Raw genomic sequence first — 14489 nt, 5'->3', positions numbered from 1 at the left:
CTACATAGTTTTAGTTTATGTCAAATAGCGTCTCAGATGAAAATCCTTTGGGATCGAAAACAGGCAGTTTAAAGAGGGTTAAAAACAGCTCGCAAGCGCTGTTTAGTATGGCGATGACTGTACTGGCTGGCTCGGCTCTGGCGATAACTCTGCTGCCTTTGTTTGCAGTGCTTTCCTACGTAGCCGTACAAGGTTTTAATCGCCTAAATTTAGACTTGTTCACCAAGCTGCCGCCCGCACCGGGACTGTCGGGAGGCGGTATCGCCAATGCCATTCTCGGTACATTAATGACCGTAGGAATTGCTTCTCTAATTGCTGTTCCTTTTGGAGTGTTGGCCGCCGTTTATTTGTCGGAGTTCAGCAGCGGCAAAATAACTCGCTGGGTGCGCTTTGCTACTAATGTCCTCAGCGGCGTTCCTTCGATTATTGCCGGGGTATTTGCCTACGGTTTGTTCGTGGTAAATATGGGAGGTTTTTCGGCAATCGCAGGGGGCGCGGCGCTGGCTGTGCTGATGTTGCCGACAATTGTGCGAACTACTGACGAAGCCCTACAAATCGTCCCGCAAGATATTAGATGGGCGTCGGTGGGTGTGGGTGCTTCTAATTATCAAACAGTGTTGCAGGTAGTTTTGCCTGCGGCTATTCCGGCTATTTTAACTGGTGTGACGCTGGCAATTGCTCGTGCTGCTGGAGAAACTGCTCCTTTGATTTTCACAGCGCTAAATTCGCCTTTTTGGCCTGCTGGATTTGATAAGCCAACTCCGAGTCTTTCGGTTTTGGTGTACAACTTTGCAACGGTTCCTTTTCAGGCACAGAAAGAGTTGGCTTGGGCTGCATCTTTGATTTTGGTGTTTATGGTTTTGCTGACGAGTATTCTTTCTCGCTGGGCTACTCGCCAAAAGGTTTATTGAAGTCATTGGCAGTTGGCAGTTGCAGTTGGTCTGAAAGTATTAGCTAATAACAACTAACAACTGACAACTGACAAAATTCGCTGGTTCTGTAAAAATTAAGAGGATAGTTATTTGTATGATGATGGATTTGGATAAGCAGACAGAAACTGTTTTACGGACTGAAAATATCAATATTTTTTACGGCGGTTTTCACGCGGTGAAAAATGTTTCGCTAGAAATTCCTAAAAATCGGATTACTGCTTTGATCGGGCCTTCTGGCTGTGGCAAAAGTACAATTCTCCGATGTTTTAACCGCCTCAACGATTTAGTTAACGGTTTTCGTTTAGAGGGCAGAATTCATTATCAAGGTCAAAATCTTTACGATCCTGATATTGATGCTGTGGAGGTGCGCCGCAAGATTGGGATGGTGTTTCAAAAGCCCAATCCTTTCCCGAAGTCAATTTATGACAATATTGCTTACGGTGCGAGGGTGAACAATTATAAGGGAGATATGGATGAGCTGGTGGAAAAGTCGCTCCAACAGGCTTATTTGTGGGATGAGGTTAAGGATAAGTTAAAGCAAAGCGGTTTTTCTCTTTCGGGCGGCCAGCAGCAGCGTTTGTGTATTGCTAGGGCGATCGCGATTAATCCTGATGTAGTGTTAATGGATGAACCTTGCGCTTCTCTTGACCCGATTTCGACGATTAAGGTTGAGGAGTTGATGCGGGAACTCAAGGAGAAGTATACCATCGTAATTGTGACTCACAATATGCAGCAGGCTTCTCGGGTTTCTGACCTGACTGCTTTTTTCAATGCTAAACTTTCTGACGATGGGAAGCGGTTTGGCTATCTTGTGGAGTGTGACAAAACTGAGGTAATTTTCCAAAGTCCGAAGGAAGAGTCTACTTTGGATTATGTCAGCGGCCGTTTTGGTTGAGTTACGGGAGTCTGTGGGAGTCTCCGCATGGTGCGCCACGATTTTTTATCTCTAAATTATCTTGAAAATTGAGCTAGCGACGCACCTGAGAATTTCTAGAGTGCGTCGCTAGCTCGAAAATCAATTTTGATTCAGAGATTTTTAATGGCGACACACCCTAGGGAAGACATTTGCATGATTTTCAATAGTTAGTATTATATCATGTCCGATCGACGATGGTAACAAAAAAGGTTCGTAATACGGACTTCAGTCCGATTTATATTGCGTATGCAAGTCCGCACTACGAACTAATTTTAGAGTAGCGGAAATTTTTATAAATTAATTCTATAACTGGAGAATTCCGGTGTCTCCAAGGCACCGGAATTCTGGGTTTTATATTTAATAGCTCGATCGCACTTTTTGCAGATACAAGCCGCTGATTTTGTTGAAGAAGTTATCGAAGAGTTCACATTTTCTTCATCCAATACTTTAACAAATTTTCCTTGACCATGTTCTGCCGCATAACTTCTAGCAAGTATTCCTGAGCTTGGTTTTGGCTCAAGTTTTTGACTTGTTCGCTCAGGACTTGCAGTTTGAACTGCTGTTCCATGCTGAGGCTGGTTGTAGGCATATCCATAATTCGCTCCTCCAGTTTGCTGAGATCGATGCGATCGCGATCGACATCACGTTTCGCAAGATTTGTTGTGTCTCCTACATTGTAAACTATCATAACATTCACTTGACAATATGTCCAAAGTAGACATTTTGAGACTAATTTGTGTCGCAAAAGTACATCTAAGTGGGGGGAGCTTTATCATAAAACAGGGGTAAAAACCGGGAAGCCTAAGCCAAAGGAGCTATTTTGTATGGATGCAATGGAGTTTTTTCAGAGTAGTGCTGGAGAATGGCGATCGCAGCGCAGCACTCACCACCTCGCTTTCCGCCAAGCGGAGATTGGGGATTCAAATATTCAGGTAACGGCCCTAGGTGCGGATGACGCGCGAGTGGCTGAAATTTGCCAGATGCACGAGGTCGATCCGAGTCGGGCTGCTGGGGGAGCATTTGTGACTTGGCACGGCACTATGGCGTGGGATAAGGATGATGAGAATCACAAGGGCTCTACCGTATTCGCGATCGTCCCAGATCCTGAGAATCCGCGGCAGGGTTTGATGTTGCGGGAACGCGGCTATGCGGAAATTGTGCCGGTGGCCGGCCGTTTTGAGATGGATGACGAGGATGCGCTGCTGCTGATTACGGAATACGAGACGATGAGTTCGATCGAGCGTTTTTGGTTTGCCAATCCCAACGTGCGGATGCGGACAAGCAGCGTCAAGCGCTTTGGCGGTTTCAGCACTTCAACTTTTTGTACTGAAATTCGGGTGGAACCAGACTCGGATGCAGCGGCCCCGGCTGCAGAGAAGGAACCCCTTGCTAGTGAGTTTTACTCGGCCCTAGGCTGGTAATTTATTTGGCAGTTGGCAGTTGGCAGTTGGCAGTTGGCAGTTGGCAGTTGGCAGTTGGCAGTTGGCAGTTGGCAGTTGTCAGTGGGTAGTTGTCAGTGGGTAGTTGTCCGTTGTCAGTTGTCAGTGGGTAGTTGTCAGCCAACAGCGAACAGTCAACAGCGAACAGCCAACAGCGAACAGTCAACAGCGAACAGTCAACAGTCAACAAATGTTACAGATTGTTGCAAAAAATCAGGAAAACCAGATTTAGATTGCGGGAATCCCCTAATCTGTATGTTGGTTAGTTGTATCGTTATGCTGGCAGCTCGCGGTATCAACTATTTCTGAAATTTGAGATAACGGAGATTATAACGTGGCGCTTCCTTTGTTAAATTACGCCCCTAAGAGCCAAAATCAGCGCGTTGCTGGTTATGAAATAGGGGGCGACGAGCAGCCGAGAGTTTTCACAACTGAAAACGTGCTCTCGTCGGGAGACATGGAAAATTTGATTTGGGCTGGATATCGCCAGATTTACAGCGAACACCAAATCCTCAAGAGCAACCGCCAAACGTTTTTGGAATCGCAACTAAAGTTCGGTCAGATTACGGTGCGGGATTTCATTCGCGGTTTGGCGACTTCGGCTCCTTTCTTGGAGCGGAATTACCAAACTAACAGCAACTACCGATTTGTGGAAATGTGCGTGCAGCGCGTTTTGGGTCGGGATGTGTACAGCGATCGCGAAAAGATTGCTTGGTCGATCGTGGTAGCCACTAAGGGGCCTCAAGGGTTTATTGACGAGTTGGTCAATAGCGATGAGTACCTGGGCAAGTTTGGCTACGATACAGTACCTTACCAGCAGCGCCGGGTTTTGCCTCAGCGAGTTGGAGGAGAAACTCCTTTCAACTTGAAGACTCCTCGCTACGGTGAGTACCACCGCTCGCAGCTAGGCTTCCCGCAAATCATTTGGCAGACGACTGTTCGCCGTTTTGTTCCTCAAGAGCAGCAAGCGAAGGCTGGCGATCCGTCCAACTATTTGGGTATGGCGCGGCAAGTCGCACCTCCTGCTACTCCTCCGCAGCGCGTGCCGTTGGCCAATATCAATATCGAGACGATGGTTCCTTACCGTCGGTAATTGATGCTGCCTGGTGCGATTATTTGTGTCGGGCGATCGACTTTTAGTCTAAAAGAATTTTGAGTTTTGAGTTTTGAGGTTTGAGTTTTTTGATAAACTTGGAATCCAAAACTCAGGACTCATAATTTTTTGGCTGTTGACTGTTGGCTGTTGTTATTTGTTATTTGTTATTTGTTATTTGTTATTGTTATTTGTTAGTTTTTGGTTCCTGTTTGGCCGATGCCCTGTTTGGCCGATGCCCTGTTTGGCTGATGCCCGAGGCCCAAGATATCAACTATTAGCTCGCAACCGCAATATTTTCAACAGGGTGTTGAATTGATCTGGTAAAGGCGCGATCGCCTCAATCAACTCTCCAGTTAAAGGATGTTGCAATTGCAACCTCCAAGCGTGCAGGGCTTGTCCTGTTAAATTTACGCCGATGGAACGGTTGGAACTGTACATCGGGTCGCCGATAATAGGATGTTTGATTTCGGCTGTGTGGACGCGAATTTGATGGGTGCGGCCGGTTTCTAATTGATAGTGAATTAAGCAATAGTTGCCGATTCTTTCTTTGATTGTCCAGTGAGTAACTGAGGGGCGGCCGCCTTTTTCTTCTGGTACTACTGCCATTTTTTTGCGGTCTGTGGGATGCCTGCCGATGGGTAGGTCTATTGTGCCTGTTTCGGTGTTAGGAACTCCGTAAACTACGCCTAAATATTCGCGGCGGGCGGTTTTGGTTTTCAGTTGGGCTTGCAGGTGTTGGTGAGCAATGTCGGTTTTGGCGATCGCGATCGCACCTGTTGTATCTTTGTCTAATCTGTGCACGATTCCCGGCCGCTGAACTCCGCCGATTTCTGCTAGGGGACAATGGGCTAAGAGGGCGTTAACTAATGTACCATCTGGGTGTCCGGCTGCTGGGTGAACGACTAATCCGGCTGGTTTGTTGATGATAATTAGGCTGTCGTCTTCGTAGAGGATGTCTAGAGGAATTGCTTGGGGTTTTAAGGTTGCAGGCTGGGCTTCGGGTAAGGTGAGGTGGATGCGATCGCCCGTTTTTACTGATATTTTTTTCGAGGTGCAGGTTTCGTCGTTGACTTTGACGTGGCCTTGTGATATGAGGGTTTGCACGCGCGATCGGGATAAGTCTGGTATCTGGTTTGACAGCCAAATATCTAATCGTTGAGTGACATTAATCGGGTTAAATTCCTCTGTATTTTCTACTGTATATATCTGTGCCGCCGTCTCTGTTTCTATCATTTAATTTTTACTGTTTGTTGCCGATTTTTTGGGCTGATATCATGTCCGATCTGCGATCGTCGCAAAAACTATTCGTACTGCGGACTAAAGCCCGCACTACGAACCGATCGCGATCTCGGTCAATCTACCCGACACGAAATGACGGATATGGGAATAGAAACCGGGTTTCTATGAGTTATGTAAACAAAAATGATAATTATAGGAAGAAACCCGGTTTTTGAGAGCATCTACTATTTTATCCTGGTTTCTACTCGCGATCGGGCGGGAGCCTGATAGCAGTATGATTTATGTCAAATAAATGCTTTTACTATAACATTTTTAAGTAAATTTGTCAATGCAAGCGACAATTATCGCAGTGGCCGCACCGCATAGATTGAGATTCCTTGGTAAAGCCAAAAGCTTGCAGCAAAAATTGCCACCGGCACTTTCGATGTTTGAGATATTGTGCCATTTCAGCAGGGGCGGTAAAATTTTGTTTTGCGCCTTTTTGCTGTGCGGATTTGTCGATCGCATAATTGAAAGGATCTTGCCAAGTTAATTGTCCGCTGCTGTGCAAGATAGAAAGGGCGATCGCGCTTTCGGGAAATTCGCGAGAAACTGCTTCTACATCGCCTTTAACTGGCAGTTGTTGGGCCAACTGCTGCGCTTCTCGGTATTGCGATCGCAATTTATCTTGAAAAAATTGTGCTCTTTGTTTGTCATCGGGATAAAGCAAACCCGTAGGTTCGCTAATCAATGTCAGGGCGATCGCCGATTTGCCGTCGCGTCCGCCTCTACCAATTTCCTGAATGTATTCCGATAATAGCAAAGGTGCTTGAAAGTGAACAACCCACCGCACATCCGGCTTGTTAATTCCCATCCCGAAAGCACAGGTACAAATCACAAATTTAAGAGCGTTATTTAGCCAAGCTGTTTCTATGTTTCGGCGCGATTCAGGACTCAAACCTGCATGATAGGCTGCGGTTTTATAACCTACATCTTCCAGCAAATTAGCCAAATTTTCGCTATCTTTTCTCGTGCGGACGTAGACTAAACCTGCTTGTTTTGGTCGAGATTTAATAAAATTTAACAACTGTTGTTTTCGTCCCCTCGGTGTCCAGACAGTCTGCACTTGCAGGTGCAGATTAGAACGGTAGGGACTTAGCAAAAATGCTTCTGGTTTTTGCAGTTGCAAGACATTTTTGATGATTTTTTGTGCTTCCGGGTTGGCGGTAGCGGTGAAAGCTGCGATCGCAATTTTACTACCTTCTGGTTTAGCTTTCAACAAAGCCGGTCGCACTGTTCCCAAACGGCGGTAAGCTGGTCGAAATGTATCACCCCACTGCACTAAACAGTGAGCTTCATCTAATATTAAACCGTTGATTTGGATGTGTGGCTGACTGATAATTTCCCAAACTGGTTTACTGAGTAATGTTTCGGGAGACAAATACAGCAATCTCAACTTGTTTTGTTGCAGCGATTGCATTGTTTGTCGGCGCTGCTGTGCTGACAGTTGACTGTGGAGGAGGGAAGCGGGCAAATTGCGATCGCGCAATTCTTGCACTTGATTTTCCATCAAGGCGACTAAGGGCGAAACCACCAAAGTTAAGCCTGTTTGTAACAAAGCTGGCAGTTGAAAGCAAATTGATTTGCCACCACCTGTCGGCATAATTATTATTGTATCTTTTCCTGCTAACAAACTACCGACAATTTCTGCTTGCGGCGGTCGAAAATCGTCGTATCCCCAGATTTCTTTGAAGGCGGCGCGGGCTTGATTTAATAATGTTGGTTCTGGTTGGTATTTCATTGGATTTATCCCCACATCAGAAGTATCAATTATACCAGACAGGAATTACGCATCAATGACAATTACAGTCGCAAGTGCGACTTCAGAAACCGGGTTTCTTCGTAGGCTTTTCGTTACTGATCGCCAAATTTTCTTAGAAACCCGGTTTCTCGCTCATGGGCGTCAGCCGTTAAACTGTCCGAAGTGTTAATTTAATAACAGTTAATAATTTTACTCGAATTTGAATTATGAACGCAAGCACCTTGAGCGAAGTTTTCAGCTATCGGCAAAAGACTTGTGAGCTTTCCGATACAGCAGGGGCGGTAGAGGCGTTACATGAAGATGGTTTTGCGCTGATTCCCGGTGTGCTCGACGAGTCGGAAATGGTGGCGGCCCGGGAAGCACTCGATCGCCTGCAACCCTTCGGACTTGATGGTAGCAGTTGGAGTGAATTGAACAAACATTTTAAATGCGTGTTTAATCGCGATCGGCTGTGGCTTTCCTATGCCGATCGACCTGGTATCATTGAATTGGCAGAAGCATTGATGGGCAGCGATTGCCACATTATCGGCATGACTGCATGGAAAAGTGGGCCCGGTTACGACGGTTGGCGCGTCCACGTCGATCAGGTGTTTGTGCCACTGCCCGAAAGCGTGTTTGCTGTTAGCGGATCCATCGAAGAAAATCGCACTTTTCAACTGCCAGTATGGATCTGTACAGCCCATTTCTATCTCAGTGACATCACAGAAGACCTCTGTCCTACCTATATTATTCCTGGCAGTCACAAATCGGGTAGAAAACCCGAACGCGGGGAAGAAACTTGGAACGGACACTCCCTAGAACCAGTTTTGTGCAAAGCTGGAGATGTGCTGTTTTTCCGCAGTGAAATTTGGCACTCTGGCGGCAGAAATACCACTGTCGATGGTAGTCGCTATATGCTGCAAGTGCATTATTCCCACCGCAACATCGCGCAGAAATTTTCGCCTTGGCCGTGGCAGTTCAATCCCGAAATTATCGCTACCGCTACAGAGCGGCAACTGCGACTTTTAGGCAAACATCCTGAGTCAAATTACGGTTAAAATACATTGCTAATTTTGTTTGAGGCGCGATCGACAAATAAACGGAAAATGTCATATTTATTTGAGAGTTGGAGTTTTGGATTTGAGATTGCGATCGATTCTAGAGGCTGGTAAATCTCCGAATATCTTGAGTAATCCAAAATCCCAAATCCAAAATCTACCATCGCCTAAGATTGACCGTCTCGGCGGCCGAGTTCGTAAACGCCGCCGCCAATACAGGCGATCGTCCCCATAGATACCGCCCAACCAGTACCCAGAGACCATTCGACTCCCCAATTGCACAATCCGCCCGCAATCAAAAAGGGCAGAATGCTCAACAGGGAAGCGTAAAAGGCATTTTGAGATTCTCTGGCTTGGCGGGTTCTTTCAAACTCGGCTTCCGAGGTGTAGAGGGATCTTTCGGCAAAATTCATCCAGCGGTTGAGTTGCAGGATTACCCATTCTGTCAGGGGCGACAGACCCCAGTACAGGGCTAAAGACCACAAGGAGGCACCGGCGATCGCAGTTGCGTCTATGGCAAAACTAAAAGGGAAAATTTCAGTAAGCATTGCTTATGTGTGTTATAAATTTGAGATTTCAGACTGCATCCAAAATCTCGTACTAAACTATAGTGTCAAATAAAAGCTCGATCGAATTCAACCGCAGCACAAATTTCACCGGGCCAATGACTTTCTGTTCGCTACAATATTTAAGCCAAAGGCTTGACATCAGTTCTCTATGCAGTAAGATACACCTTGGTTAACTGATTCGCTAGTAGATTCAGCACGCGAGGCAATCTTGCAGCGAATTGGCACAACAGACAACGCAGATTCGCCAACACATTAAACTTTCAGGAGTTAAATAAATCGTGCAAGACTCTAGGGGCCCGCTGACCGTTAAACGCTTTTTTCGCCTTAGACAGATATTACTGTTAGTTCTTTCGCTCTGTATCGTGGTGATTAGCCCTTATTTGCAGCAGGAGTTGGTCAAGGCTCAGTCAGCTTTACCAACCAAAATCGCTACGGGTAAGTTGTGGCAAGAAGCTTCTTTCCCAGTCGAAAATTTTGAAGCCTACAGTTCCACCTTCGGCCCCCGTGGTGGAGATTTTCATTACGGTTTGGACATGGCGGCGCCAGAAGGTAGCTATATCCGCAATTGGTGGGGCGGTCAAGTGGTGGAAGTTTGGGAAGATGGCAGGTGCGGCACTGGTATGGTGGTGCGATCGGGAGATTGGGAGCACATCTACTGTCACCTCGGAGGTAAGGTAGAAAAAGTTAACGGCGGGCGCTATTATGTCGATCGCGAAGGCAGCATGAAAATTTGGCAGGGTCAAACTGTGCCGGCTGGTGCGAGAATTGCCAGAGTGGGAATGACCGGCCGCACGACCGGCCCTCACCTGCATTGGGGATTGAAGTACGGCGGCCGCTGGGTAGACCCGGCTTTGGTACTTCGCGAAATGTATTCCAATCAGTCTTAATTAGTCATTAGTCGTTGGTCATTAGTCATTAGTCATGATAAAGAGTCATTAGTCATTGGTCATTAGTAATTTTTTTGGGTTAGTAGTAAAGTGCTTCAGACGCACTCTAAAAATAGAGTCGGTGCATAATTCCTACTTCGTCAACTAATGACTAATCACTAATCACCAATGATTGATGACTAATGATTCTTTACCTGAATTAATGACTAATGACTGATGACTGATGACTAATGACTCTTTACCAACTGCCAACTGACAACTGCCAACTGACAACTGCCAACTGACAACTGACAACGGACAACTGACAACGGACAACTGCCAACTGACTCTTTACGCTGGTTCCAACTCTTTTTTGGTCAACTCGGCGTATCGATCGACAATTTTGCGGAATTCATCACCGTCGATCGTTTCTTCATCCAACAGCACTTCAACCAGCTTGTCTACCAAATGACGGTTTTCGCGGATAATCCGGCGGGCTTCTTCGTAGCAGTGAATAGCAATTTCCCGGACTTGCCGATCGATCTTGATAGCCATTTCTTCGGAATACTCGGCCCGCGAATTCCAGCTTTGGCCCAAAAACACCTCATTGTTCGGACTTTCCAAAGCCACAGGCCCCAAATCCGACATTCCGTAAAGCGTTACCATCTGTCTCGCTAGTTTGCTGACTTCTGTGATATCGCTGCTGGCACCGAGAGTTACTTCGGCATCGCCATAAATTTCAGCCTCTGCAGCCCGTCCCCCCAAAGCTACTGTAATCCGGCTTAACAGCCACGCCCGACTCCTCAAACCTTCGCTGTCGATCATTTCGTCGTCGAGCACGTAGTTGGCAAAGCCTGCGATGCCGCCGGAACGCGGAATAATCGTGACTTTTTCTAGGGTGTCGGTATTTTTGAGCATGGATGATACGAGGGCGTGTCCGATTTCGTGGTATGCTACTAGCCACTTTTTCTTGCTGTCGAGCAGCGGATTCAGAGTCAGCCCGATCGTGATTCGGTCGATCGCATCATTAACTTCTAAGTTACCAATCGTGTCTTTGCGTCGCCTCGCGGTGAGAATTGCTGCTTCGTTGAGCAAGTTTGCCAAGTCAGCGCCGGAAAAGCCCGGAGTGCGGCGGGCGATCATGTCTAGGGCAACTTCGGCGTCAAGTTTTTTGTTGCGCGCGTGCACTTGCAAAATCCCCAAACGCCCTTTGTAGGTGGGCAAATCTACCATTACTTGGCGATCGAACCTGCCGGGCCGCAGCAGGGCAGTATCGAGTACATCAGGGCGGTTAGTAGCAGCAATCACAATCACGCCGCTGTTACCCTCAAAGCCGTCCATTTCTGTCAGCAACTGGTTGAGAGTTTGTTCGCGTTCGTCATTTCCACCGCCGATTCCAGCGCCGCGCTGCCTTCCTACCGCGTCTATTTCATCGATGAAGACGATGCAGGGCGAATTTTCTTTAGCTTTTTTGAACAAGTCGCGGACGCGGGAAGCGCCGACTCCGACGAACATTTCGACAAATTCGGAACCGGAGATGCTGAAGAAGGGGACGGCTGCTTCGCCTGCGATGGCTTTTGCCAGCATTGTTTTACCGGTTCCCGGAGGCCCGATTAACAAAACTCCTCTGGGAATTTTCGCGCCTATCGCGTTAAAGCGTTCGGGTTTTTTGAGGAAGGTGACAACTTCTTGCAGTTCTTCTTTGGCTTCTTCGATCCCTGCTACGTCGTCGAACATCACCCCGGTTTTGGCTTCCATTTGGAAACGGGCTCGGGATTTGCCGAAGTTCATGGCATTTCCTTGGGATTGGGTCGATCGGCGCACAATAGCCATCAACACCGCCAACACTGCAAAAATCACCAGTAAGTTTATTACTAAACTGACTGCCGCGGCATTGTCGGCTGTTTGTTTGACTTCAAAGTCAATCTTTTTGGCGCGGATTTGCGAGTAAAGTTCTCGGTTGTTGTAATCGAACAGAGTAACAGTTTGTTCTTGATCGGTTTTTTGATTTTTTAGCTTAACTTTTGCAGTTCTTTGAGTTTCGTCTATTTCGATTTTACTGACTTGCCCTTTCTCTATGTTGTCCATGAGTTTGCTGTAACTCATGGTGTTAGGCGCGCTGTCGGCCAAAACCGGGGGTGAGAGCAATATTCCTTGAGAAATCACCAAACTGCCCAGGATTCGCCAAAGATTCCGTCCGGGCATTGATTTTTTAGGATTCTGCTGGCTCGATTTGTCTTTGTTTACAGCTAGATGCCCCAGCCATACCTGTTTCCAAGAATTTTTCATATTGGTTTTTTGCCCGAGGTTGAAGACTGCCAAGATTGACCGCTTTTGATTTGCTACATTCATTTATTTTAACAAGATGCCGGGTGTTGGATGGGTTTCTCTGTCGCTGGCTTCTCAAGAGTCCGCTTGAGAGGGCTGGTTTTGAATCCACTGCCACTGATAAACCGGGTTTTTTACTGAATTTGGGGCTTTGATCGGGGATTTTGCTCAAAAAACCCGGTTTATCGGCCTGGTACACTAAACTTACGCACTGATCCTCAAAAAACCTGATTTTTTACCGAATCAGGGGCTTTGATCGGGGATTTTGCTCAAAAAACCCGGTTTTTCGGATCCCTCAGTCAATTCTTCCATCTAAAATCTTAAACTTGTACGCCGGCGTTGCCGAAGTATCTCAAATCGATTGACATTTGCCGATCGCACTTGTTATATTAATCATAGTCGTAATGAGTACGTTTTATTTCTGCAATTATTGTTTTTAAGTTTTATGGTGAAAATTGTCGGCATTGGTGGGAGTTTGCGGGCTGGATCTTACAGCCAGTTAGCGTTGAAGGTGGCAGCAGAACGGGCGCAAGCCCTGGGCGCGGAAGTTGAAATATTAGATTTGCGATCGCTCAATCTGCCCTTCTGCAACGGTGAGAATGATTATCTCGATTACCCCGATGTGGAAAAGCTGCGGAATGCGGTAAAGCAAGCCGACGCTTTGATTGTAGCAACGCCGGAGTATCACGGTAGCGTCAGCGGTGCTCTCAAGAATGCCCTCGATTTACTCACTTTCGAGCATTTGGACGGCAAAGTTGCGGGTTCGATTAGCGTTTTGGGAGGACAAGTTAACAGCAACGCACTTAACGATTTGCGAACTATTTTGAGATGGGTGCACGCTTGGGTAATTCCCGAACAAATTGCGATCGGACAAGCTTGGAAAGCTTTTAGTCCTGATGGTAAATTGTTGGATGAAAAATTGTCTGAAAGGTTCGATGAATTAGCTCGCAGTTTGGTAGAAAATACGCGGAAATTGCGAGAAATTTCTTAGTAGAAGGACTGTTAGTTGTTATTTGTTAGTTGTTATTTGTTAGTTCTTATTGGAAATTGAGAAGTGGAAAGTGGGAATTCGTAGCAAGTAACCAATAACCAATAACTACTGACTACTGACTACTGACTATTGCCAACTGCCAACTACCAACTGACTTCAAAATGGCATATCGATGATTTCTCCGAAAGGATGCGGTACGTCGATCGCCATTCTTCCGGGTTTTGACTCGTACTTATCAATCCACTTTTTCGCCAATTCCAAAGCTTCCTCTTCAGTCTTGGCATTTTGGACGGCGACGTGGCGGTTGCCCCGGCTATCCCAAACTTCGACGTAGAATACTTTCTGCGATTGCACAATCCAACCTTTATAACTGTCTGCTGGCTGCATAGTTAAAATTGTAAAATAATCGGGCGGGGAGTTGGACTGACGACCTAATTATAAATATTGCCCTGCATAAATTGAATTTTACGCTGGTTTCTATAGTATTTTTGGAAAAAAGTCAGTTTTACGGTTAACCTCATGACTAGACTCTTCAAGCAATTATTTAACTGGAGAAAATATCTCCAACCAGCGGCGGCGGCGATCGCGATCGCCCTGATCGCCTCGCAGATAGCGGTGTTGCCGGCGTTGGCGACTGGCGTGTACGACTTTCCCCTGTTGTCGGCGGGCGATCGAACTTGGGTGTTCGACAAAGGCGACGTACTCAGCCGTAGCAGCGAAAGCAATATCAACAGCGAACTCGACAAGGTGGAAAAGCAAACTGGCAAAGAAGTCAGGTTTGTCACCATCCGCCGCTTAGACTACGGCGAAACAGTTGCCACTTTTAGCGATCAACTGTTTGAACAGTGGTTTCCCACAAAAGAAGACCAGGCCAATCAAATTTTACTCGTTCTCGACACTGTTACCAACAGCGCGGTAATTCGCACCGGCGAAGGGGTTAAATCCCTGCTACCTGATGAAATTGCCCAGAGTGTAGCAGGGGAAACCCTGCAGGTTCCCCTGCGGGAAGCTAACAAATACAACGAGGCTTTGACTGAGGCCAGTTCGCGCATTGCTACTGTTTTGTCCGGTGAACCAGATCCGGGCGCGCCTAAAGTTGTTGACAACATTCAAGTTGAAGGCACCTTTAAAAAAGCTGAAGAAACAGAACAAGGTAATGCCACAGTTGTTGTGGTTGTGCTGTTGGTGTTGGCGACAGTGATTCCAATGGTGACTTATTTCTGGTATCAAGGTTTTTCGTAATCGCGTACTGCTAAATCCGATAAGTTACCTTTT

General features: G+C 46.6%; 14 protein-coding genes. 8 read left to right on the top strand and 6 right to left on the bottom strand.

The genetic code is table 11. The features are described 5' to 3' along the window. The first annotated feature begins 17 nt into the window (after positions 1–17). Both pstA and pstB read left to right on the top strand, forming a co-directional pair. On the top strand, positions 18–911 hold the full coding sequence (gene pstA / locus QUA01_RS00450; protein WP_333088556.1) for a phosphate ABC transporter permease PstA: 894 nt from the start codon (positions 18–20) through the stop codon (positions 909–911). Positions 912–1026: 115 nt separating this feature from the next. Continuing rightward, positions 1027–1827 carry a phosphate ABC transporter ATP-binding protein PstB gene (pstB, locus tag QUA01_RS00445; protein ID WP_194067040.1) on the top strand — a complete coding sequence of 267 codons (801 nt, stop codon included), beginning with the start codon at positions 1027–1029 and terminating at the stop codon, positions 1825–1827. A gap of 445 nt (positions 1828–2272) precedes the next feature. On the opposite strand, the gene QUA01_RS27275 is transcribed toward pstB, so the two are convergent. Further along, positions 2273–2536 carry an NblA/ycf18 family protein gene (locus QUA01_RS27275; protein WP_442921518.1) on the bottom strand — a complete coding sequence of 88 codons (264 nt, stop codon included), beginning with the start codon at positions 2534–2536 and terminating at the stop codon, positions 2273–2275. Positions 2537–2672: 136 nt separating this feature from the next. Here QUA01_RS27275 and QUA01_RS00435 point away from each other — a divergent pair, with 136 nt between their 5' ends. After that, positions 2673–3269, top strand: coding sequence for a phycobiliprotein lyase (locus QUA01_RS00435; RefSeq protein WP_333088554.1), 597 nt, complete (start codon positions 2673–2675; stop codon positions 3267–3269). A 352-nt stretch (positions 3270–3621) separates the two neighbouring features. Continuing rightward, entirely contained in the window at positions 3622–4380 is a 759-nt protein-coding gene (locus tag QUA01_RS00430; protein WP_333088553.1) for a phycobilisome rod-core linker polypeptide, read from the top strand. 270 nt (positions 4381–4650) lie between these two features. Here QUA01_RS00430 and QUA01_RS00425 read toward each other — a convergent pair whose 3' ends face one another. Together QUA01_RS00425 and QUA01_RS00420 are read right to left on the bottom strand one after the other, a co-directional pair. Next, the gene (locus QUA01_RS00425) at positions 4651–5616 is read right to left on the bottom strand and encodes an RluA family pseudouridine synthase (protein ID WP_333088552.1); all 966 of its coding nucleotides are present in this window, start codon (positions 5614–5616) and stop codon (positions 4651–4653) included. Between the two features lie 331 nt (positions 5617–5947). Further along, positions 5948–7402, bottom strand: coding sequence for a RecQ family ATP-dependent DNA helicase (locus QUA01_RS00420; protein ID WP_333088551.1), 1455 nt, complete (start codon positions 7400–7402; stop codon positions 5948–5950). A gap of 227 nt (positions 7403–7629) precedes the next feature. Between QUA01_RS00420 and QUA01_RS00415 the strand changes: the two genes are divergently transcribed. Further along, positions 7630–8460, top strand: a complete 831-nt coding sequence (locus QUA01_RS00415) for a phytanoyl-CoA dioxygenase family protein (RefSeq protein WP_333088549.1) — start codon at positions 7630–7632, stop codon at positions 8458–8460. 167 nt (positions 8461–8627) lie between these two features. Here QUA01_RS00415 and QUA01_RS00410 read toward each other — a convergent pair whose 3' ends face one another. Continuing rightward, the gene (locus tag QUA01_RS00410) at positions 8628–9008 is read right to left on the bottom strand and encodes a hypothetical protein (RefSeq protein ID WP_194067622.1); all 381 of its coding nucleotides are present in this window, start codon (positions 9006–9008) and stop codon (positions 8628–8630) included. A 296-nt stretch (positions 9009–9304) separates the two neighbouring features. Here QUA01_RS00410 and QUA01_RS00405 point away from each other — a divergent pair, with 296 nt between their 5' ends. Next, on the top strand, positions 9305–9916 hold the full coding sequence (locus tag QUA01_RS00405) for a M23 family metallopeptidase (RefSeq protein WP_442921522.1): 612 nt from the start codon (positions 9305–9307) through the stop codon (positions 9914–9916). 330 nt (positions 9917–10246) lie between these two features. Here QUA01_RS00405 and ftsH read toward each other — a convergent pair whose 3' ends face one another. Then, positions 10247–12184: an ATP-dependent zinc metalloprotease FtsH gene (ftsH, locus tag QUA01_RS00400; protein ID WP_333088547.1), complete on the bottom strand. Its 1938-nt coding sequence runs from the start codon at positions 12182–12184 to the stop codon at positions 10247–10249. 484 nt (positions 12185–12668) lie between these two features. Between ftsH and QUA01_RS00395 the strand changes: the two genes are divergently transcribed. Continuing rightward, positions 12669–13214 (top strand): NADPH-dependent FMN reductase, encoded by a 546-nt coding sequence (locus QUA01_RS00395; protein WP_333088546.1) that lies wholly within the window; start codon positions 12669–12671, stop codon positions 13212–13214. Between the two features lie 156 nt (positions 13215–13370). On the opposite strand, the gene QUA01_RS00390 is transcribed toward QUA01_RS00395, so the two are convergent. Next, complete coding sequence (locus tag QUA01_RS00390) at positions 13371–13601, bottom strand: hypothetical protein (RefSeq protein ID WP_333088545.1); 231 nt, start codon at positions 13599–13601, stop codon at positions 13371–13373. Positions 13602–13733: 132 nt separating this feature from the next. On the opposite strand from QUA01_RS00390, the gene psb32 reads away from it, so the two are divergent. Then, on the top strand, positions 13734–14456 hold the full coding sequence (psb32, locus tag QUA01_RS00385) for a photosystem II repair protein Psb32 (RefSeq protein ID WP_333088544.1): 723 nt from the start codon (positions 13734–13736) through the stop codon (positions 14454–14456). The last annotated feature ends 33 nt before the right edge of the window (positions 14457–14489 follow it).

The sequence above is a fragment of the Microcoleus sp. S36a_B3 genome, assembly GCF_036700745.1.
Lineage (GTDB): Bacteria > Cyanobacteriota > Cyanobacteriia > Cyanobacteriales > Microcoleaceae > Microcoleus.
The sequence above is the reverse complement of the archived record's forward strand: the minus strand, read 5'-3'. Positions and strand labels throughout refer to the sequence as shown.

Bases quoted from the DNA above. Each gene is read 5' to 3' on its own strand.
- pstA (WP_333088556.1), top strand. From the start codon at position 18: ATGTCAAATAGCGTCTCAGATGAAAATCCTTTGGGATCGAAAACAGGC.
- pstB (WP_194067040.1), top strand. From the start codon at position 1,027: ATGATGATGGATTTGGATAAGCAGACAGAAACTGTTTTACGGACTGAA.
- QUA01_RS27275 (WP_442921518.1), bottom strand. From the start codon at position 2,536: ATGATAGTTTACAATGTAGGAGACACAACAAATCTTGCGAAACGTGAT.
- QUA01_RS00435 (WP_333088554.1), top strand. From the start codon at position 2,673: ATGGATGCAATGGAGTTTTTTCAGAGTAGTGCTGGAGAATGGCGATCG.
- QUA01_RS00425 (WP_333088552.1), bottom strand. From the start codon at position 5,616: ATGATAGAAACAGAGACGGCGGCACAGATATATACAGTAGAAAATACA.
- QUA01_RS00420 (WP_333088551.1), bottom strand. From the start codon at position 7,402: ATGAAATACCAACCAGAACCAACATTATTAAATCAAGCCCGCGCCGCC.
- QUA01_RS00415 (WP_333088549.1), top strand. From the start codon at position 7,630: ATGAACGCAAGCACCTTGAGCGAAGTTTTCAGCTATCGGCAAAAGACT.
- QUA01_RS00410 (WP_194067622.1), bottom strand. From the start codon at position 9,008: ATGCTTACTGAAATTTTCCCTTTTAGTTTTGCCATAGACGCAACTGCG.
- ftsH (WP_333088547.1), bottom strand. From the start codon at position 12,184: ATGAAAAATTCTTGGAAACAGGTATGGCTGGGGCATCTAGCTGTAAAC.
- QUA01_RS00395 (WP_333088546.1), top strand. From the start codon at position 12,669: ATGGTGAAAATTGTCGGCATTGGTGGGAGTTTGCGGGCTGGATCTTAC.
- QUA01_RS00390 (WP_333088545.1), bottom strand. From the start codon at position 13,601: ATGCAGCCAGCAGACAGTTATAAAGGTTGGATTGTGCAATCGCAGAAA.
- psb32 (WP_333088544.1), top strand. From the start codon at position 13,734: ATGACTAGACTCTTCAAGCAATTATTTAACTGGAGAAAATATCTCCAA.